Source organism: Emergencia timonensis (assembly GCF_900086585.1).
GTDB lineage: Bacteria > Bacillota > Clostridia > Peptostreptococcales > Anaerovoracaceae > Senimuribacter > Senimuribacter timonensis.
In genome coordinates, this window is record NZ_FLKM01000009.1 from 2,207,112 (window position 1) to 2,227,145 (window position 20,034).

18 protein-coding genes are annotated in these 20,034 nt (G+C 45.0%); 1 reads left to right on the plus strand and 17 read right to left on the minus strand.

Features of this window, described 5'->3' with window-relative positions; translation table 11 throughout:
• Positions 1-83: 83 nt before the first annotated feature.
• From BN6539_RS21305 to BN6539_RS21335, 7 genes are all read right to left on the minus strand, one after another.
• Positions 84-1,298, minus strand: a complete 1,215-nt coding sequence (locus tag BN6539_RS21305; protein ID WP_067543086.1) for a type II secretion system F family protein — start codon at positions 1,296-1,298, stop codon at positions 84-86.
• Positions 1,299-1,330: 32 nt separating this feature from the next.
• Entirely contained in the window at positions 1,331-2,383 is a 1,053-nt protein-coding gene (locus tag BN6539_RS21310; protein ID WP_067543089.1) for a type IV pilus twitching motility protein PilT, read from the minus strand.
• A gap of 14 nt (positions 2,384-2,397) precedes the next feature.
• A complete protein-coding gene (locus BN6539_RS21315) occupies positions 2,398-4,080 on the minus strand; it encodes a GspE/PulE family protein (RefSeq protein WP_067543092.1) in 1,683 nt (560 codons plus the stop codon).
• Between the two features lie 15 nt (positions 4,081-4,095).
• Entirely contained in the window at positions 4,096-4,584 is a 489-nt protein-coding gene (locus BN6539_RS21320; RefSeq protein ID WP_067543096.1) for a type II secretion system protein, read from the minus strand.
• Between the two features lie 11 nt (positions 4,585-4,595).
• Positions 4,596-4,919, minus strand: coding sequence for a type IV pilus modification PilV family protein (locus BN6539_RS21325; RefSeq protein ID WP_067543100.1), 324 nt, complete (start codon positions 4,917-4,919; stop codon positions 4,596-4,598).
• A gap of 15 nt (positions 4,920-4,934) precedes the next feature.
• Positions 4,935-5,534, minus strand: a complete 600-nt coding sequence (locus BN6539_RS21330) for a hypothetical protein (protein ID WP_067543103.1) — start codon at positions 5,532-5,534, stop codon at positions 4,935-4,937.
• Positions 5,535-5,768: 234 nt separating this feature from the next.
• Entirely contained in the window at positions 5,769-7,466 is a 1,698-nt protein-coding gene (locus BN6539_RS21335; RefSeq protein ID WP_067543106.1) for a M14 family zinc carboxypeptidase, read from the minus strand.
• 628 nt (positions 7,467-8,094) lie between these two features.
• On the opposite strand from BN6539_RS21335, the gene BN6539_RS21340 reads away from it, so the two are divergent.
• The gene (locus BN6539_RS21340; protein ID WP_067543109.1) at positions 8,095-8,934 is read left to right on the plus strand and encodes an Rpn family recombination-promoting nuclease/putative transposase; all 840 of its coding nucleotides are present in this window, start codon (positions 8,095-8,097) and stop codon (positions 8,932-8,934) included.
• 56 nt (positions 8,935-8,990) lie between these two features.
• On the opposite strand, the gene BN6539_RS21345 is transcribed toward BN6539_RS21340, so the two are convergent.
• The 10 genes from BN6539_RS21345 to rny form a co-directional block, all read right to left on the minus strand.
• Positions 8,991-10,292, minus strand: coding sequence for an electron transfer flavoprotein subunit alpha (locus tag BN6539_RS21345; protein ID WP_067543112.1), 1,302 nt, complete (start codon positions 10,290-10,292; stop codon positions 8,991-8,993).
• Between the two features lie 19 nt (positions 10,293-10,311).
• Complete coding sequence (gene etfB / locus BN6539_RS21350; RefSeq protein WP_067543115.1) at positions 10,312-11,106, minus strand: electron transfer flavoprotein subunit beta; 795 nt, start codon at positions 11,104-11,106, stop codon at positions 10,312-10,314.
• 20 nt (positions 11,107-11,126) lie between these two features.
• Positions 11,127-12,269 carry an acyl-CoA dehydrogenase gene (locus BN6539_RS21355; protein ID WP_067543118.1) on the minus strand — a complete coding sequence of 381 codons (1,143 nt, stop codon included), beginning with the start codon at positions 12,267-12,269 and terminating at the stop codon, positions 11,127-11,129.
• Between the two features lie 200 nt (positions 12,270-12,469).
• On the minus strand, positions 12,470-13,204 hold the full coding sequence (locus tag BN6539_RS21360; RefSeq protein WP_067543121.1) for a sigma-70 family RNA polymerase sigma factor: 735 nt from the start codon (positions 13,202-13,204) through the stop codon (positions 12,470-12,472).
• Positions 13,194-13,634, minus strand: coding sequence for an anti-sigma F factor (gene spoIIAB, locus BN6539_RS21365; protein ID WP_067543124.1), 441 nt, complete (start codon positions 13,632-13,634; stop codon positions 13,194-13,196). Before spoIIAB ends, BN6539_RS21360 begins: the two co-directional genes overlap by 11 nt.
• A gap of 9 nt (positions 13,635-13,643) precedes the next feature.
• On the minus strand, positions 13,644-13,961 hold the full coding sequence (gene spoIIAA / locus BN6539_RS21370; RefSeq protein ID WP_067543127.1) for an anti-sigma F factor antagonist: 318 nt from the start codon (positions 13,959-13,961) through the stop codon (positions 13,644-13,646).
• Between the two features lie 72 nt (positions 13,962-14,033).
• Positions 14,034-15,218: a tRNA uracil 4-sulfurtransferase ThiI gene (gene thiI, locus BN6539_RS21375; RefSeq protein WP_067543130.1), complete on the minus strand. Its 1,185-nt coding sequence runs from the start codon at positions 15,216-15,218 to the stop codon at positions 14,034-14,036.
• 419 nt (positions 15,219-15,637) lie between these two features.
• On the minus strand, positions 15,638-16,774 hold the full coding sequence (locus tag BN6539_RS21380; protein WP_067543133.1) for a cysteine desulfurase family protein: 1,137 nt from the start codon (positions 16,772-16,774) through the stop codon (positions 15,638-15,640).
• A gap of 9 nt (positions 16,775-16,783) precedes the next feature.
• On the minus strand, positions 16,784-18,139 hold the full coding sequence (locus BN6539_RS21385) for an MATE family efflux transporter (protein ID WP_067543136.1): 1,356 nt from the start codon (positions 18,137-18,139) through the stop codon (positions 16,784-16,786).
• Positions 18,140-18,204: 65 nt separating this feature from the next.
• On the minus strand, positions 18,205-19,746 hold the full coding sequence (rny, locus tag BN6539_RS21390; RefSeq protein WP_067543139.1) for a ribonuclease Y: 1,542 nt from the start codon (positions 19,744-19,746) through the stop codon (positions 18,205-18,207).
• Positions 19,747-20,034 lie beyond the last annotated feature (288 nt).

A 20,034-nucleotide genomic window follows, 5' to 3' on the forward strand; every position in this document is an offset into this window, starting at 1 on the left:
CATTGGGGTTAAACGCCCTCTGATACTATAATAATTATTCATCGGTCTTGCAAGACCTAAAATTTACCAATAACAGATTTCTTCTAAATCAGCTCATACATGGTAAACATCGGCAGGTAAATCGAGATAACAATGAATCCAGCAAAAATTGCCATCACAATCAAGATGGTCGGCTCCAGCTTGGAGATTGCTTTCTCCGTCGCGTGTTCCGCCTCATTGTCAAAATACGAACCTACCGTTACAAGTGTCTCATCCAATTCGCCAGTATTTTCACCGATGGCGCACATTTCAATCAAAGTCTTGGGGAAATATTTGCTCTGCCGCATGCACTCGCCCAGTTGTTTCCCTTCTTCAATCCTGCCGCTCATCATGGAAGTTTCCAAGCTGAGAACATAATTGTCCAAAACCTTGGCGGTGATATCCAGTGATTGATGCACTGACAAACCGGCGCTCATCAATGCCGCCATGGTATTGGCATATTGACTGGCTCCATTAAGCAGAGCGATCTTTCCAATCACTGGAATTTTCAGCTTTACCTTGTGCCAGAAGACCCGCCCTTTCTCGGTGTTAAAAATGATCTTTAAGGCGACAGCCAGCGCAATCAAAGCGCCAATGATATATAACCAATACTTGCCGAAGAAAGTGGACATCGCTATCATTACTTTTGTAATACCCGGCATCTCTCCATCTAAATCAACAAAAGTTTCTGCCAGGGACGGCACTACCTTGGCCATGACGATAATCAAAACCACGATTGCCACACAGATGACAAAAATCGGATAACTCATAGCCCTCTTAACTTTCTGACTGGTTCTGTAAGTTTTTTCATAGTACTTTTCCAGCGTTTCAAAAGAGTGTTCTAAAGTACCAGAGTGCTCGCCAGCTCTGACTGTTTCAATAAAGGTGATGGGCAGCTCCTTGCAGTTCTTTTCGAAACTCTTTGCAATACTGTTACCTTCTGCCACATCGTCAGCTGCGCTGAAGAGCATCTTCCGCAGCCGCTTATCCTGCGTCTGCTCTGCAATCATCTCCATACATTTGGATATCGATACTCCCGATTTAAGGATAATTGCGAACTGAGAACACATGACAGAAAGAGCTTTTGTATTGATTTTGCTATGCCCTACTTCCATCTGCAGAATGTCGTTAATCCCGCCTTCTTTTACGGGCGTTATCTTCGTTACTATGGGGCAGGTCGCTTTAATTTTTTCCACTGCGGCATATTCGTCCACAGCCTGGACGACACCCCTCGTCTTAACGCCATCTTCCGTAACGGCTCTGTACTGATAAGTTACCAAACCCGCCTCACATCCTTTCTTCTAAGTTTCATCTATCTGATGCTCACGTATTTTTTCATGTACTCTTTATCGTTGCAGGCCTCATAGGCAATCTTTGAGGAAATACTACCCTCTTTGACCATTTTGATGAGGCAATTATCCATGGTCAAACTCCCTTCAGAAGCGCCAGATAACATGGAAGACATCATCTGCGGCGTCTTTCCTTCTCTGATCAAATTCTTAATCGCTGGCGTTACAACCATAACCTCGCAGGCCGCTACTCTGCCCTGACCGCTTTTGCGGACGAGAAGCTGTTGAGACAACACAGCCTTCAGCGTCGTGGATAACTGCAGTCTAATCTGCTGCTGTCTTGCGGCTGGGAACACACCAACCATACGATCGATGGAATCCGGCGCAGAGTTGGTATGCAGTGTAGCAAAGACCAGATGTCCCGTCTCGGCCGCAGTCAAAGCCGTTTCTATTGTATTAAGGTCACGCATCTCACCGATCAAAATCACATCGGGGTCCTCTCTGAGGATTGCGCGCAATCCATCGTCATAGCTCTCTGTGTCCTTGCCGATTTCCCTCTGGTTGATGATACATTTGTCTGGATCATAGAGATACTCAATCGGATCTTCTAAGGTAATGATATGATCCGTCCTCGTGTGATTGATCTGGTTTAAAATCGCTGCCAGAGTGGTCGACTTACCACTTCCAGTCTCACCAGTTACTAAAATGATGCCCTTTCTGTAGGAGGGAAAATCACTGACTACTGGCGGAAGACCCAACTGCTCCAACTTTGGTATCTGATTGCTCAGGATACGCAGGGCTGCCGATATGCTGCCCTGCTGGCGAAAAAGATTGATTCTGATTCGCTCTCCTGCAATGGTTCTGGCCAAATCCAGCTCGCCGATATCCTCTATTTTGCTGTATAACTTACCAGCTAGTTCACTGGCAATTTTCTCACAAGTATCATGGGTCAAAATCTCTGGAAAGAGATCGATCAGCTGCCCATCTTTCCTGCACTTTGGCGGCAAACCGGCCACCACATGCACGTCTGAAGCACCCAGTTCACTTGCATGCTTAATATATTCTTCAACTATCATTCATATCCTCCAGATTAATCCAATAGACTTACCGTTCTACAGACCTCTTCTACAGTCGTAACGCCCTTTTCTACCAGCCTGTCAGCATTGTGTACCATAGACACAAAGTCCGTCTTCGATACAATCTGACGCAGCTCCTGTTTATCACAGTCCTGCGTAATACACGATCTCAGTTCATCGTTAAAGGTCAGAATTTCAAATACGCCGATTCTTCCTCTATAGCCGCTGTGAAAACACATCGGACAGCCCTTTCCGTGGTAAAACTGCCTGTCATCACTACTCAAATCGATACCTGCCATATCGCACAATTCCGGGTCCGGCAGATAGGTTTCCCGGCAGTTATTGCAGACTTTCTTTACCAATCTCTGGGAAATGATGCCTCTGATGCCTCCAGCGATGAGATAAGGTTCAACCCCCATATCCTTCAATCTGTCGATTGCGGATACGGCATCCTCTGTATGGATTGTAGAGATCACCAGATGACCTGTCATAGCAGCTCTCATTGCGATTTCTGCCGTCTCACCGTCACGGATTTCCCCCACGGCGATGATGTCCGGATCCTGACGCAAAATTGCCCTCAGGCCGCTGGCAAAAGTCAGGCCAGTCTTCTCGTTAATCTGTACCTGCGTCGCTCCGTCAATGTTGTATTCCACCGGGTCCTCTAACGTAATCAAATTGGTGGACTCGCTGATCAACTCTTTGATAATAGTATACATGGTAGAAGATTTGCCGCTACCCGTTGGGCCCACGATCAAAATCACACCGCTGCTGTGCTTTAATAATCGGTCCAGTTTTTTGGAGTCGTCATCCATGAGGCCGATTCCCTCCCGGTCTAACATCTGTTCATCTCTCGCCAAAAGTCTGATAACGATCTTTTCACCGAAAATTGTCGGCAGCGTAGACATACGAAGGTCGATGTTCTTACTCTTCAGCCTTAGTTCGCTGCGGCCATCTTGTGGTATGCGACGTTCGGAAATATCCATTCTGCCCATTACCTTCAAACGGGAAATCACGGAATCCTGAAGATCTCTTGGTATCTGCAGGATATTGTGCAGACTCCCGTCTATTCGCATTCTCACATTCATATTGCCGCTGCTCGGTTCAAAGTGAATATCGCTGGCGTCTTCTGTGACAGCTCTCTCGATAATGGAGTTGACCAGTCTGATGGTAGGCGCGCTGTTTTCTTCTGTATCAGCAAAATCCATGGTAGCCTCGTCCGGTCTGAATCCTGACTCTGCCCGCATCTGCGCCATGGCCTTTGCCGCACCCTCATTTCCATAAAGGGCGCTGGTCGCGTGTTCTACTGCATTCTCTGAAGCAATCATCGGGATGATTTTTTTCCTCGAAGTAGCGCGAACTTCTTCTACCGCCATAAAATTCAAAGGATCCTTCATCGCCAGGTATAAAGTGTCCTTTACAACCTTTACCGGCACGACGCCGTGTTTCTTGGCAATGTTCTTGGGAATTTGCTCTACCATTTCCGGGGAAATAGTCACTTTGGTCAAATCGATAAAATCGATGCCTAGCTGCATTCTCAGCGCTTCTATCAGCTGTGCTTCTGTAATGAAGCCGTTATCTATCAAAACTTTTCCCAAACGGTCTTTCGACTGTTTTTGAAGTGCGAGCGCTTCACCCAGCTGTTCATCCGAAATCAGCCCTACTGATGTCAATACGTCTCCAAGTCGTTTATGTTTCATCTAAGGTTCCTTCCTTTAGTTGATTGGTTTTACTTTGATTTCCTGTTGCAGGAACTTCTGATTCTCTTTGGTGGCAATGGTTATGGTAGCAGTAAACAAATTTTTATCTTTATCGTATTGATATGTAATCGTCGGCGTCAATCTGCTGGTCATGGTCTTGTCGGTCAGCAGTTGCGTAGAAGTTCCTCCTAGATTGCAGACTAAAATTCCCTTTTTACCACTAGTCCCATCGCCATCTTCAAACCATATTTCATATCCGCGAATCCCGCTGGTAAATTTTGCTGGCGATGTTCCATCATCATTGATGTACTTGCTGAATCGAAATTCGTCTGTTACTTTGGTAATCGTCGTGGAGAGAAGGGTCTGCGCTTCTGCCTTTAAGGTAATCCTCTCATAAGCATTTTTTACTACCATGACGCCGCTGCCCAGTATGACGATAATCAGGCTCAGAATCATCACTACCATCAGCATCTCAGAGATGGAAAAGCCTTCTTTGTTTTTCATCCGCGCCCTCATCACTTGCTGCCCTCGTGTTTTTCGTATGACATCAAACCGGACTTCTCGTCGTGATAAATATCAATTTTAATCTGTGTATTCCCCTTTGCTCCCGATATGGTCAGTTCTTGATTGGATAATATGCCATCCTGTTTTTCTTCCATGGCGTTAACCCCGTTATAAATCTTTGTAATCTTTGCATCTCCTTTTTCTATCATATGAGTAGACGCATAGATCAGAGAAGACAACATAAGCATCCCTACTGCTGAAATTAAGATTGCTACCAGAACTTCTGCCAGAGATTCTCCGTTGTCTTTTTTTATTTTTTTATAAATAAACTGCATTCAATCACTTCCTAATCAGCCCTTGTCAATGGTGCACTCGTTCCAATAAACATGGATATCCTCCCGTTTAACCTCCACAAGTTTGCCGTCTTTTTCTTCTTCGTATCGAGATGTTCTTCTGTTCACGATGGCCTTGGCGGTCAGTTTGCAAATATATTTTTTCGATTTTTCCATGCTGAATGTAATCTCAATTCTATAATCGTCCGTCATAATAAAATTCGCAATTACTTTGCCCATCACATCCGTTAATGTCTCGCTGGAAGGATAGAAGGTAAGCGTTTCTCCCGACTCCGCCTTTTTTCTCTCATAGATTTCTATAACTGCGTCTATGAGAATCTTTTTAATCTCACTGTCCGGCACTGCTGTATAGGTTGGAGAGCCGCCATCTTCTGTATAAGCCTGAAACTCCTGCCCTTCAATTTCTTCCCTCATAATCTGGGCAGCCGAAGTTACGGAATAAAAAGACTGCTCCGTCTCCTTTAATCCACTGATTCTGCCTGCTGCGGCACTTCCCGCCGACAGAATGATTGAACCCGCCAAAGCACATAACAAGAAAAACAGCAACGCTAACAGTATTGTCGCACCTGAATTAGAACGTATTCTGTTTCTCAGCATTGCTATTCACCTCTTCTGTATCACTACTTACATTTGTCTTACTTTTATCCTATAATATTATATCAAACAAACAGTTGATATTCAATAACGAATGCTATGACTTATAAATTGTCTTCCATCTTTGCCGTGTCTCTTAGCATGACAAGGGTTTTGACAGATAGATACAAAAAAGGAGCTGTCGCTCCAGTTGATCGAATTCATCAATCACATTTGCAACAGCTCCTCGCAAATACTTTATTTTGCTTTTACGCTGACCTTTGCCCATTGTCCATAGGTAGTCTTTCCATTGACTTTACTGATTGGTCTTACTCTATAATAGTAAGTCGTTCCTTTTTTTAGGTTCTTGGTATTGGTAATGCTAGTTTTAGTCGTATTCTTGTTCACATTCAAAAAACCTTTCGCTGAATACTTGGATTTCTGAACCTGATAGCCGGTAATCTGTCCTTTTGGTTTATTCCAGGTCAGTTTGACCTTGCCCTTTGAGGCAGATGCTTTGACAGTCAATTTGACCGTGTTGACGGCCTTCTCGTTTTCGAACATCTTCAGGATGCCCTTCATCACGCCGTTGACCATGACATCCTGGCCCTCAGGCGCTTTGTCGACCATCTGCGCGGTTGCCGAAGTTTTGAACAGCAGACCTTCACTCGCCTTCCACAGACGATATTCGTTGGTCGCTTTATCTTTGATCTGCAGATTGGCAGGATCGACGCCAGCCGCTTCTAAAATCTTGGCCGCTTCTTCGTGGGTGTAGTAGACTTCTTTTACATCTGGCAGTTTGTTGTTCCACTTACAGCCTTTATCAGATGAGAGATCGTGATTCGGATCGTAAGCGGAGTCTTCGCTGCTTCCGCCGCTATATACTTCGATGGTATATGGGTGGATGCCGAACTTGCCATAAGCATAGTCAATCAGTTCCGAATAAGTCGGATAGTCGTGATAGGACTGCTTGTAGTAGAAGTTTCTCTGAGTTCCCTCTGCGATGGTCTTTGCCATTTCTTTTGCAGTCTGATCCATGTACTTGATGTCGTTCATATCGTCCAAATCTTTATGGGCTTTTCGATATCCCCATGGATACAATACGCACTGAATTCCAGTATGTAAGGTTGCCAGACAGGTCATGTTCGGATGTGCTTTAATGAAATTCTGTACGGCCTGTATTTCTGGTTCTGTTGCAGGTGCTTCTCCTTCTGAATCCATGACGCCATCCTCTCCCCACAGATAATCAAAGGTACGGTTCATATCGATATTGCTGCCTTTTGGATCGTTGCCCAAAATGCCGTCTTTGTTAGCATCATCACTTTCGCGTCCTGCAGAACCTGTTACAGTCTTTGCAGCATCTACTGCAGAAATATCAGCGATATAGCCATCGCCGTCGATATCCTTGTAGTTGTCGTTAAATGGAATGCCATCACCATCATGGTCTGTAGGCTTCATGTTTTGACGAGTGTTCCAGATAAAGGATTGTTCATATCCATCTGGATTGATAACCGGAATTACATATACGATGTAATTCTTTAATAGAGTTTTTACCTTGGTGGTTCCAGAGTTTTCGAGGAGATACCAGGCGCTGTACATGGCACTGGAAGCACTTTCTCTTTCTCCGCCATGAATATTGCCGAAAACGGTTACTTCTGTCTTCTTGGATTTTGCTACTGACTGATCCGTAATGGTCATGCAGTATAGCGGTCTGCCCTCATGGGTCTTGCCAATCGTCTCCAGCTTACTCAACTTGCCATATGCTTTATTCAAATCCTTAAGCTGTTTCCCGAGTTCATCGTAGGTATAGCGATGGTTCCAGTCAACCTGTACCTTAGCTTTGGCACCGTCAAGCGACGTGACTTCAGTCTTCGTCGCTGCGCTAGCAAAGGTTGTACCTAATATCATAGCAAGCACTGTGCAGATGACTAGGATTTTTCTAAAGCTCTTCTTCATCTCATCCTTCCTTTCTTTCATATCCAGCGGGTTTCGCTTTACTATATTAACGCGTTATTGCGTTAATATTTCAACGTTTTCGCCCATTTTACAACTTCTATGATAGCACTTTGCTGTGACGCAGTCAACAAGTTATCTGATAATTCTTTTTATTCTGTATGTTAATTGTGCTGCAGTTTTCAAGGTATTCATTCTACCCGAATGGCAGCTATATAGGGGATAGGGGTATGTAGTGAACAGTTGGTACGATAAAGTTAGGTTTTTTGACGCTGTCTTACAGGTCTCGCGTAACCACATGATAGTATACGAAGTCATTTTCATCAAAACAGCCGTGATTGCTTACAGCATCTGTAAATATGCGGCATGTAGTTACTTTTATGGATTGCATACGGCATTTTAGACACTGAAATTCATGAAAAAAATAACCGAAATCAGAGATACTCCCCTGCTAATGCTCCAAAATCATAATTCAGTTACGCAGAGAATGCCTGGATATAGCAAAAAACCTAACTCTATTGTAAAGAAACATGCGTTTGTGGTATAAAAGGCCCCTTGACTTTTCATTCAGCATTATGTAAAATAATTACAGTAAATATTTTACATATACACATACAGCAAAGGAGCACTTATGAAACTAACAAAGGTCAAATACCCCATTACCAACCCCCTCGTCTTTGCCATTGTCATGAAGGACGCCGAACTCTGCCGCGAGCTGATTGAACGCATCCTGCCCGGCCGCAAAATCAGTAAGATCCGTTTCCCTGAGCCGCCCTCATCGGAGACGGAGAAGACCATCATACCAGGACTCTACGCAAAAAGCGTCCGCCTGGACGTCCTGTTTGAGGACGGGGAGTCCTGGAACGATATCGAAATGCAGGTCCAGAAACAGTCCTACCTGCCCCTCCGCGGCCGTTACTACCATGCCGCCATGGACATCAACCAGCTCCACGCAGGCGCAGAGTATACAGAGTTGCGCCCTTCCTTCGTCATCTTCATCTGCACCTTCGACCACTACGGTATGGGCGAGCCTGTCTATTCCTTCGAAAAATATGATGTCAAAAAATCCTTGCCATACGGTGACGGAACATTTACAATAATCTTGAACACAACCTGTCCAAAAGAAAAGGTTCCGGAGCCCCTGAGGGAGTTCTTCTGCTATTTGAGCAGCCAGGAGACAGAAGGCGACGACCCCTTCATCGGCCAGATCCACCAGATGGTGGAGGACCTGAACGGCAGAAAGGAGATCGAACAGATTATGACACTTGAAGAGGAACTGAATGTGCGTTACAGCATCGGAAAAAAAGAAGGGCTAGAACAAGGACTTGCAGAAGGACGCGAAGAGGGACTTGCTGAGGGCAAAAAAGATGCTGCCTTTGACACTGCACGCAAGATGAAGGCTGACGGTCTTGACGACGAGATCATTTCCAAATACACCGGTCTGTCTAAAGAAGCAATCGAAAAATTGTAGTCAATCATTCCAATCAAAAAGTGCCAGACAAGCTGGCACTTTTTTAATTCAATTGATTATTTTGTGGAAGCGTCGTACATTTTTTCTGCATTATCCCATTCGTCGATAATTGCAGGAATCACTTTGTACAGATCTCCAACGATTGCGTAGTCAGCAATTTCCATGATAGGAGCATCAGCATCTTTGTTGATCGCAACGATGATGTCTGAAGTCTGCATACCAGCTAAGTGCTGGATTGCGCCGGAAATACCGCATGCAAAGTAAATTTTAGGCTTAACAGTCGTTCCTGTCTGTCCAACCTGGTGGGAGTGGTCAATCCATCCAGCGTCAACAGCTGCACGAGAAGAACCTACAACTCCGCCAACCTTGTCAGCGAACTTCTGAATCAGTTCGAAACCGGAAGCATCGCCAAGTCCTCTTCCGCCGGAGCAGATGATTTCAGCGTCAGTCAGGGAAACTAATTCCTTAGCTGATTTTACGATTTCAACAATCTGCGTTCTGATGTCAGCAGCAGTGATTTCAGGTTTCACGTTGATTACTTCACCAGTAGCGCCTTCAACCTTGTCTCTCTTCTGCATTACGCCTGGACGTACAGTTGACATCTGCGGTCTGGTCTTAGGGCAGATGATGGTAGCCATCAGGTTACCGCCGAATGCAGGACGAGTCTGCTTGATTCCAGTTGATGGATCGTCTGGATCCAGTGTGGAAGTATCTAATGTAGTATTCTTCTTAGCGAAGTCTATGTAGCTGGATACTTTTACGTCCAGTCTTGTACAGTCAGCAGTCAGACCAGTGTTGCATCTGGCAGCAATTCTTGGAGCCAGGTCACGACCGATATGAGTAGCGCCGTAAAGAACGATTTCAGGCTTATATTCGTCAATCGCCTGCTTGATTACTTTTGTATAACCATCAGTTGTGAAGTTCTTCAGTAATGGATCCTGAATCATGTAAACTGCTTCAGCGCCATATGCGAAGCACTCTTCAGCCAGGTGGTCGATTCCGTCACCAACTAATAAAGCGCAAACTTTTGTATCTTCACTGATTTCTTTTGCCAGTCTGTATCCTTCACCGATCAGCTCAAGAGCAACGTTCATTAATTTTCCGTCTCTCTGTTCAGCGAATACCCATACATTCTTGTATGCGGAAAGATCAACTGCAGCTTCCTGTGCTTTTTCTTTGATAGCGCCAAACTTACAAGCAGTTAAGCACTGGTTACAGAATGAGCACTTTGCATTGACTTTTGCAATCTTGCCAGCTTTGTTGCCGTCATATGGTTCGAATTCGAAGGCATCGTAAGGACATGATTTGAAGCATAGTCCGCAGCCTATACATTTCTCTTTTAATATTTCAATAGCCATTGTTATTCCTCCTCCTAAATTAGATTACGTGCTTTCCTTTTAAGTTGATTAAAAGATTGTCAGCGATTTCTTTTTCAGTATCTCCTTCGATTGTAACGCCCTTGCCCTTTGGAGCAGGTGTAAATGATCTGAATACGTTTGTAGGAGAAGCTTCCAGACCTACTGTAGTGAGGTCAACTTCGATGTCCTTCGCGTTCCAAGTCTTCATTTCTTTGTCAGCGAAGATCCCTGACATGCTCATATATCTAGGAGTGTTCAGTTCTTTGATTGCTGTCAGCATGCAAGGAGTCTGAAGTTTGATCAGTTCATAACCATCTTCTAACTGTCTCTTAACAGTGATATCCTTCATGTTATCAGCAATCTCGAATTCCTCAACATATGTAACCTGAGGTAAGTCTAATTTTTCAGCAATCTGTGGTCCTACCTGGGCAGTATCTCCGTCGATTGCCTGTCTTCCAGCAAAGATCAGATCGAAGTCGCCAATCTTTCTGATTGCTGCTTCCAGAGTGTTTGATGTAGCCCATGTATCGGAACCACCAACTGCTCTGTCGGATACGAGTACGCCTTCATCAGCTCCCATTGCTATACATTCGAATAGCAGATCGTTAGCCTGAGGAGGTCCCATAGTAACAACTGTAATATATGTATCAGGATACTTATCCTTAATCTTCAGTGCTTCTTCTAAAGCGTTTGCATCGTCGTGGTTTAAGATGCTTGGAACGCCGTCTCTGATCAAAGTACCAGTTTTAGGGTTAATTTTGATAACGTTTGTATCTGGTACCTGCTTTGCGCATACGATAATCTTAAATGCCATTTCTATTTCCTCCTACTATCTTATTTTTTGAAAGTCGCACCAGCGATTACCATTCTCTGAACTTCTGAAGTTCCTTCGTAAATCTCAGTAATCTTAGCGTCTCTCATCATTCTTTCAACTGGGTAATCCTTCGTGTATCCATATCCACCGTGGAACTGAACGCACTTCGTGGTTACTTCCATTGCAGTTTCAGCAGCAAACAGTTTAGCCATTGCAGCAGCTTCACCGTATGGCAGGTGTTTGTCTTTCAGGTCAGCAGCCTTGTAGATTAACAATCTTGAAGCTTCGATCTTTGTCTTCAGATTAGCCATCTCGAACTGCAGCGCCTGCATCTGTGATAATTTCTTGCCGAACTGTTTTCTTGCCTGCATGTATTCAACTGTAACGTCAAATGCACCCTGTGCGATACCTAGAGCCTGGGAAGCGATACCGATACGGCCGCCGTCAAGAGTTGACATAGCAACCTTGAATCCGTCTCCAACCTGACCTAAGATTCTGTCCTGAGGGATTTCACAGTTCTGGAAAATAAGTTCAGTAGTAGAAGATGCGCAAATACCCATCTTGTCTTCTGTTTTACCAATTGAGAAACCTGGATCGTTCTTCTCTACGATGAAAGCACTGATTCCGTGGTTTCCTTTTTTCTTATCTGTCATAGCCATTACAACGAAAACGTCAGCATATCCGCCGTTAGTGATGAATACCTTTGCTCCGTTTAAGACCCATTTATCTCCAACTAATTCAGCTCTTGTCTGCTGTCCGCTTGCATCTGTACCAGCGTTTGGCTCTGTCAGACCGAAAGCACCTAATTTTTTACCGGATAACAGGTCTGGCAGATATTTCTGTCTCTGTTCTTCGTTACCCCAGTTGAAAATAGGCCAGCAGCAAAGTGAAGTGTGTGCTGAACAGATTACGCCTGTGGATGCGCAAACTCTTGATAATTCTTCTACAGTGATTGCGTAGGAGATGTGGTCTCCGCCTGCTCCACCGTACTGAGTTGGGAATGGAACACCCAGCATGCCAAACTTGGCCATCTTTTCCACAGTTTCTTCTGGAAATCTGTGTTCCTGGTCAATGTCTGCAGCTAATGGTTCAACTTCGTTAGTGGCAAATTCTCTTACCATTTTTCTTACGAACTCTTGTTCCTTCGTTAGTTGAAAGTTCATGTAAATGCCTCCTTAAATTATAATAACGGTCCCCTCATTGAGAGGATGTTTTTTTAACCGCGTTATACCATACTGTTTTGTTTGTTACAAAAATAACAGCATACATATATAGTAAACCACTTTTGAATCCTTTTTGCAAGTCATTTTTGCATTTCTTGCAAGAAAATGTCGAATTCAGTGACTGAGTTACTATCGACTCACTATTCAACCATTTTTTGCCTGATATTTTCCAAGGCCTTCTTTTCGATTCTCGACACCTGCACCTGCGAAATTCCCATCAGCTTGGCGATTTCCTGCTGTGTCATGTCCTTATAATAGCGCAAAATAATAACCTGACGTTCACGAGCTTTCAGGTTTGCGATTTCCTTTTTAATCATGATGCTGTCCAGATTGTTCTCAGGAGAAGCCTCGCTGTAATAGGCGTCGTATTCTTCCTCCACCAACTGGTTGTCAAGGCTTGCTACATTAGACAGAGCTGACGATGCCTCCATGATCTCTACAACATGTTCCGGGGGCAGATTCATCGCTTCAGCCACTTCACTGATCCTCGGCTGGCATCCATTTTTTTTACAGAGTTCATCCTGTACTTTCTTCAGCGCATAGATTTCTGACTTCAGGCTTCTGCTGGTTTTGATCTTTCCGTTGTCCCTGAAAAAACGTTTGATTTCCCCAATAATCATGGGAACAGCATACGTGGAAAACATCACGTCATATTCAGGTTCAAATTTATACACCGCTTTTAGCAGTCCCATATATCCGATTTGTATCAGATCGTCTGTCTCGTATTCAGAGGATAAAAATTTCAGCGCGATTTTTTTCACCAGACCTGTGTTCTGTTCTATAATCAAAGCCTTTGCTTCTTCGTCACCCTCTTGTGCTTTTCTAATTAGTTCATATGTATCTTCCTTTGGGACCGGCACATACTTATACGCCATAATAAGTATCCAGATATTTGATCAAAGTCACCGCTGTTCCCTTATCCGGCTCTGACTCTACAAATACTTTGTCTACGAAACTCTCCATAACAGTGAAACCCATGCCGGACATCTCCCGGCTTTCCTCTGTGGAAAACATCGGTTCCCTAGCCTTTTTGATGTCGCGGATTCCCTTGCCATAATCGGTAATTTTGATGTAAACCTTATCCTTATCCATGGTTTTCAGTTCCATTTCAATCTGTCCTGTACCTTTTCTCTCATATCCATGTATGATTGCATTGCTTACAGCCTCAGATACAGCCGTTTTAATCTCCGTCAGTTCCTCCAGGGTAGGGTCGAGACTGACGCAGTAAGCGCTGACGACTGATCTGGCAAAACCCTGGTTTTCTGGCAGCGCTTCAAATTCCAGTTTTACAATATTTCCTTCCATCTCTTCCTCCTAATTCTCTGTTTCTTCGTATTTCATCAGGGAGAAAATACCCGACATGTCTAAAATCTGCTTGACTAACCTGTCCGCGTTACGGATTGTCACAGTTCCTCCCAGTTCACCTACCTTTTTATATCTTCCGAGGACAACGCCTACACCGGAACTGTCCATAAAAGTCACTTTTGAAAAGTCCATGATGAGATTTTTCGTTTCGTAAAGTTTTATCTCATCATCTATGTCATTCCTGATTTTTTCTGCGACATGATGGTCGATCTCACCTGACAGGCAGACCACCAACGTATCGCCTTTTATATAAAAAATTGTATCCATAGAAAAACCCCCTTTCCTCTATTATAATCCCGGTTCGAAGCCTTGTCTTTAAGAGAAAATGGGGGTTTTGTACTAATTTTGTCGAATCTGGACAATCTCTTCTGATGCCACGGCTGCTTCTACCAGCTGGTCAACATCCAATTTACTTTCGGATTCTATGATCCGATCCAGCTTCGGTTTCGTCGACGGGTGCTTCGGCAGGAACACGGTACAGCAGTCCTCGTAAGGCTGGATGGAGGTCTCGAAAGTGCCGATTTCTTCCGCCTTGTCCATGATGTCCACCTTATCCATGGCGATCAGTGGCCGCATGACAGGCATTTTGACACAGGCATCCGTCACCACCAGAGCTTCTGCCGTCTGGCTGGCAACTTGTCCCAGGTTTTCACCTGTAATCAGCATCATGCCGCCATTCTTTTCAGCGATTTTCTCTGCAATACGCATCATGAAACGTCTGACCAGAATCGTAGTCTCTTCCTCCGGACAGTTCTGCACAATCTGCTCCTGGATCGGCAGCAGGTTGATGACGTGCATCTTGAAATTACCGCAGTAGGAAGCGACGATCCGCGCCAGGTCTTCCACTTTCTCCTGCGCCCGCTGACTAGTGTATGGATAGGAATGAAAATGAACTGCTTCGATGAGCATGCCCCTTTTGGCCATCATCCAGGCTGCCACGGGGCTGTCGATGCCGCCGGACAAAAGCACCATGCCTTTTCCGTTGGTTCCGAGAGGAAGCCCTCCAAAGCCAGCAATTTTCTGCTGATAAATGTAGGATTTGTCGTGTCTCACGTCGACGAAAAGATGCACGTCAGGATTGTGAACGTCCACTTTGAGCACTTTGCAGCCGATCAAAACCTTAGCGCCGATAATTCTGCCGATTTCCGGCGACTTGACCGGGAAGTTCTTGTCCGCTCTCTTCGCCTCCACTTTGAAGGTCTTGATTCCCTTGGTCTCAATCAGATCCAGCATATATTTGACCGCTTCTTCTCCGATGGCGTCCAGATTGCTCGGAGCTTCTACCGCCGGGCTGATGGACGCTACGCCAAAGACCTTGCCGATCTGTTTGAGGAGCTGCTCTCTGTCTATGGACTTGTCCGCCCTGACGTAGATCAGTCCCTCATGGCGGCGCACATCCACACCGGCAAATTGTTTTACGTTCTTTTTGATTCTCTCTACCAACATGCGCTCAAAATATGGTTTGTTCATCCCCTTGAGCGCCACTTCACCGCACCTGACGATGAAAATATTCTGTTCGTTCATTGCTCTACTCCTACTTCTCCTACCCTATGGGGGTATATATCTTTTATATTTTAGATAAAATGCCTAAAAGGCGATTTTTTACTCAATTATGGCAGATTGCGGTGAAACGCCGCGGTTGACGCAGCTAAGCATGGCAACTCCATTATACGACACGTTCCAGACCGGCTAAAGCCGGGGAATGTCAGCATAAGGTCTGTCCATCGATTTACTGCGTAAATCGGGACCAGACCATTATACGACTATCGCCTAGCCACTCCCTCCGCTCGTGGGGCGATAAAGCATAAAGCGTTCCCATCAATTTGCTGCGCAAATCGGGACCAGACCATTATACGACTATCGCCTAGCCACTCCCTCCGCTCGTGGGGCGATAAAGCATAAGGAGTTCCCATCGATTTGCTGCGCAAAGTGGGGCAACTCCATTATCTAAACGACCCCAATCTGCGGAAGCGCTTCACTGCCGTTTTGACTTTTGCTATGACGTAATCCATCTCTTCTGTGGTATTGAACTCGTTAAAACTAAATCGAATGGCACCTTCGATTTCCTTGTCCGAAAGACCCATAGCGGCTAGGACGTGGCTACCGCCCTTCTTATTGGAAGAGCAGGCGGATCCAGTGGAAACGAAGATCTGATCCTGTTCCAGCGTATGGAGCAAAACTTCACCTCTCGTCCCCAGAAAAGAAATATTCAATACCGATGCAGCGCCATCCTCGGGGCTGTTAACCCGGATGTCGGAAATCTGGTCGCAGATTCCCGCTAACAGATAGTTTCTGGCTGCCGCCATTTTTTCCATACGTCCGTCAATATCACTCATGGCGATCTGACAGGCTGCGCCAAAGCCGATGATGCCCGGTACGTTTTCAGTACCCGAGCGCATGTGGCGCTCCTGGCCGCCGCCGACGATGAAAGCCGGCAAGTTGACGCCCTTTTTAACATAAAGCGCGCCGATACCTTTTGGGCCATGAATCTTATGAGCGCTGACAGAAATCAGGTCCGCTCCTAAACCCTGCAAGCTAATTTTCCCAAACCCCTGGACAGCGTCCACATGAAGAATAGACCGCCCCTTGAGCCTGCTAATCTCTTCCACAGGCATGATCGTTCCCGTCTCGTTGTTTACCGCCATGATGGAAATCAGCGTAGTCTGATCGTCTATGGCAGCACGCAGCTGCGTTGTATCGAGACGGCACTGATCATCCACCCCGATATACGTGACGTCAAATCCTTCTTTTTCTAATACCTTGCATGCCTCCAGGACAGCGGGATGCTCGACCTTTGAAGTGATAATCTTCTTGCCTTCCCGTTTCTTTGCCTGCGCGATACCGTAAAGGGCCATATTGTCACTCTCCGTACCGCCGGAAGTAAAGACAATCTCCTCTTCCTTCGCCCCTAAAGCACTAGCCAGGTTCTGTCTTGCGGCTCTGATTTTTTTCTCTGAGGCCAGTCCCAAAGAGTGAAGGGCAGAAGGATTGCCATAGAAATCATCCATCGCCTCTTTCATCTGTCTGGTAACTTCATCGTATTGTCTCGTAGTCGCGCTATTGTCCAAATATACAAACATATTTCTCACCTATATTATTACATTAATCCATTTTTTACTCAGATATCTTCTATACTCAATAATCGCTTTGAGCAGATTTCCTGCAGCGGCAACCGCAATACAGAGGTGCAGCGGCAGGTGGAAAACAAGCACACTGACATAGGCCAGTATCACTTCTATTCCCAGATTGCAGGAAAGCTCGACTGCCATGCAGAACAAAGTGTCACCGCCGGCCCGCAGAATGCCGCACTGCACGGCGTAGGCAATCATGCGGGGTATCATGGTAAAGGCGAAAACGCCCAGTGCCAGCATCAGCATGGTCGTGGTCTGCTCGTCGAAGTGATAGATGGAAGCTATGGGTCCCCTTAAAGCCAAAATCATCACAGTCATGATTCCTGTCAGAAGCCACTGTACTTTCATGTATTTCTTCGTATTCTCATAAGCCAGCGCTGTTTCCTTCTGCCCCAGAGTTTCTCCCGTCAAAGCAGCTGACGCGTTGCCAAGTCCAAATGATGCACACTGACAGAAAACGCAGAGAACGTTGCTGACTTGCATCACAGCCAGAGCTTCTGCACTGATTTTACCATAAGCTGCAAAGGTTAATGTGACACCTAAGGACCATCCACCCTCACTGACGACCACCGGCATAGCAGTCCTCATGACACGACGGAACAGGTCTCTGCTGAAACCTTTAAACTCCGAAAGCTTTCCGTGGAACGGATGATCTTTGTCAACGCACAGATAAATCACAAGCGATGCCAGTTCAATGATTCTGGCGATCAGTGTAGCAATCGCAGCTCCTCGCACGCCCAAAGCAGGTGCACCAAAATTTCCGTAAATAAGGATATAATTTAAAAGCGTGTTTGTCAAGATGCAGCAGATATTTATAATCGTCGGCACCTTGACAATCTGCACCGATCTGGAGTTGTAGGAAATGACAAAACTGACAGCGACAGTCAGATAGGTAAAGGAGGCGATTCTGATATACTGTGTCCCAAGGCGAATTACTTCCTGCTCTTCTGCAAAGAGGCTGATAATCTGCGGAGCAAAGAGCTGCGCCATAATCAGAGTCACCAATGCTGCTGACAGACCGACAGTAATGTCCATACCGACAATGCGCTTAATATTCTTGTAATCCCGCGCCCCGTAATACTGAGCCAGAGGAACTGCCGCCCCGCTGAAAAGACCGAATAGCACCATTTCATAAATAGAGTATACCTGATTGGCAGAACCTACTGCGGCCAAGGGCAGCGCTCCCAAACGGCCGATCATGATATTGTCTACCAGATTCAACCCCACGGTAATGAGATGCTGTATGACGATTGGCACAGCCAACAATAACAATCTCTTATAATACGATGTGCTTTCCTTAATTCTGTTTTCCATATACTCCTCAAATTGAACAAATAACTCCCCACGTTACATGGGGAGTTAGATTTCTTGTTTACAGCCTACTTCGCGTAGTCGATTGCTCTTGTCTCTCTCACTACATTGACTTTAATCTGTCCAGGATACTCCAATTCAGATTCGATCTTTTTGGAAATATCTCTAGCCAATAAAACGATACCCTCGTCGTTCATCTCTTCTGGTTTCGCAATGATTCTAATCTCTCTGCCTGCCTGGATTGCAAAGGACTTATCTACGCCTTTGGTCGTATTCGCGATCTCTTCTAATTTCTCCAGTCTCTTGATATATGCATCGAGCGTTTCTCTTCTTGCGCCAGGTCTAGCTGCTGAAAGGGCGTCTGCCGCTGCAATCAATACAGCTTCCATGCTCTTCGGTTCATAGTCGCCATGGTGTGCGGCCATGCCGTTTATCACAGCTTCTGATTCTTTGTATTTCTTCAATACCTGAATACCGATGTCCACGTGTGTACCTTCGTATTCGTGATCCAAAGCCTTACCGATATCGTGTAAAAGACCCGCTCTCTTGGCCAGTTTGACATCAAGTCCCAGCTCTCCAGCCATAAGTCCTGCCAGATGTGCTACCTCTACAGAATGCTTTAACACATTCTGTCCGTAAGAGGTTCTGTATTTTAGCCTTCCTAAAAGCTTGACCAACTCTGGGTGAAGATTGTGAATGCCCACTTCGAAAGTCGCTTGTTCACCTTCTTCTTTAATGATGGCGTTGACTTCTTTTTCTGCCTTTTCTACCATTTCTTCGATTCTTGCCGGATGAATTCTGCCGTCGACAATCAATTTCTCTAAAGCAATGCGTGCAATTTCTCTTCTCACCGGATCAAAGCCCGATACAATCACTGCTTCTGGCGTATCGTCGATGATCAGATCTACGCCTGTCAAGGTTTCGATTGCTCTGATGTTCCTTCCCTCACGACCGATGATTCTTCCCTTCATCTCATCGTTAGGAAGGGCGACCACAGATACGGTACTCTCAGCAACGTGATCTGCCGCGCATCTTTGAATTGCGCCGGTGATGATTTCTTTCGCCTTCTTGTCAGCCTCTTCTTTAGCTTTTGACTCGATGTCTTTGATCATCAAGGATGCGTCGTGTCTGACGTCCTTTTCAATTTCATCCAGTAAAAGCGCCTTCGCTTCGTCTGCTGTCAAACCGGAAATCTTTTCTAATTCCTCGATCTGTCTTGCGACAAAACCTTCTAATTCTCTTTTTTTCTCTAAAATTTCGTTTTCGTGTCTTGTAATGCTCTCTTCTCTTTTTTCGATGTTTTCCAGTTTTCTATCAACTGATTCTTCTTTTTGAATTAACCGTCTTTCAGAGCGTTGTATTTCCGCCCTTCTTTCTCTTACTTCCCGCTCAACGTCGGTTCTCATACGATGAGCTTCTTCTTTTGCTTCTAATGTAATCTCTTTCTTGATAGTCTCGGATCTATTCTCAGCGTCTAGTATTAGATTCTTAGCTTTTTGTTCTGCGCTTCCAATAGCCTTCTCGCCAATGTTTTTTCTTAATATATATCCGATCAATAAGCATATGGCTGCTACAACTACAATAATTATAATCCATATTATTGGAGACATTAAAGCACCTCCTTTTCTATTAAGTTGTCCTAAAACATCAGTAGATAAATGTTTTCTGTGTTTTCCTACTTTGTTTAAAGTGGAGCAGTGCTCCTGGCAAGCCTCTCTTACCCGAAGGCTAAGATGCTTGCAACAGATGCCAAAAGCCAGTGATGGAATCTACCGCCTTTCGAAGCGGTCATTCGGCGTCTGTTATATTTTCAAGGTATTTTTTAAAAAAATTTCGCATTACATAATTAAATCTTGATATATTCGCACAATATATATTATAATGTTGCAATAGACATA

Coding starts and splice junctions, on each gene's coding strand:
- BN6539_RS21310 (WP_067543089.1), bottom strand. CDS start 2,383: ATGATAGTTGAAGAATATATTAAGCATGCAAGTGAACTGGGTGCTTCA.
- BN6539_RS21315 (WP_067543092.1), bottom strand. CDS start 4,080: ATGAAACATAAACGACTTGGAGACGTATTGACATCAGTAGGGCTGATT.
- BN6539_RS21320 (WP_067543096.1), bottom strand. CDS start 4,584: ATGAAAAACAAAGAAGGCTTTTCCATCTCTGAGATGCTGATGGTAGTG.
- BN6539_RS21325 (WP_067543100.1), bottom strand. CDS start 4,919: ATGCAGTTTATTTATAAAAAAATAAAAAAAGACAACGGAGAATCTCTG.
- BN6539_RS21330 (WP_067543103.1), bottom strand. CDS start 5,534: ATGCTGAGAAACAGAATACGTTCTAATTCAGGTGCGACAATACTGTTA.
- BN6539_RS21335 (WP_067543106.1), bottom strand. CDS start 7,466: ATGAAGAAGAGCTTTAGAAAAATCCTAGTCATCTGCACAGTGCTTGCT.
- BN6539_RS21340 (WP_067543109.1), top strand. CDS start 8,095: ATGAAACTAACAAAGGTCAAATACCCCATTACCAACCCCCTCGTCTTT.
- BN6539_RS21345 (WP_067543112.1), bottom strand. CDS start 10,292: ATGGCTATTGAAATATTAAAAGAGAAATGTATAGGCTGCGGACTATGC.
- etfB (WP_067543115.1), bottom strand. CDS start 11,106: ATGGCATTTAAGATTATCGTATGCGCAAAGCAGGTACCAGATACAAAC.
- BN6539_RS21355 (WP_067543118.1), bottom strand. CDS start 12,269: ATGAACTTTCAACTAACGAAGGAACAAGAGTTCGTAAGAAAAATGGTA.
- BN6539_RS21360 (WP_067543121.1), bottom strand. CDS start 13,204: ATGGCGTATAAGTATGTGCCGGTCCCAAAGGAAGATACATATGAACTA.
- spoIIAB (WP_067543124.1), bottom strand. CDS start 13,634: ATGGAAGGAAATATTGTAAAACTGGAATTTGAAGCGCTGCCAGAAAAC.
- spoIIAA (WP_067543127.1), bottom strand. CDS start 13,961: ATGGATACAATTTTTTATATAAAAGGCGATACGTTGGTGGTCTGCCTG.
- thiI (WP_067543130.1), bottom strand. CDS start 15,218: ATGAACGAACAGAATATTTTCATCGTCAGGTGCGGTGAAGTGGCGCTC.
- BN6539_RS21380 (WP_067543133.1), bottom strand. CDS start 16,774: ATGTTTGTATATTTGGACAATAGCGCGACTACGAGACAATACGATGAA.
- BN6539_RS21385 (WP_067543136.1), bottom strand. CDS start 18,139: ATGGAAAACAGAATTAAGGAAAGCACATCGTATTATAAGAGATTGTTA.
- rny (WP_067543139.1), bottom strand. CDS start 19,746: ATGTCTCCAATAATATGGATTATAATTATTGTAGTTGTAGCAGCCATA.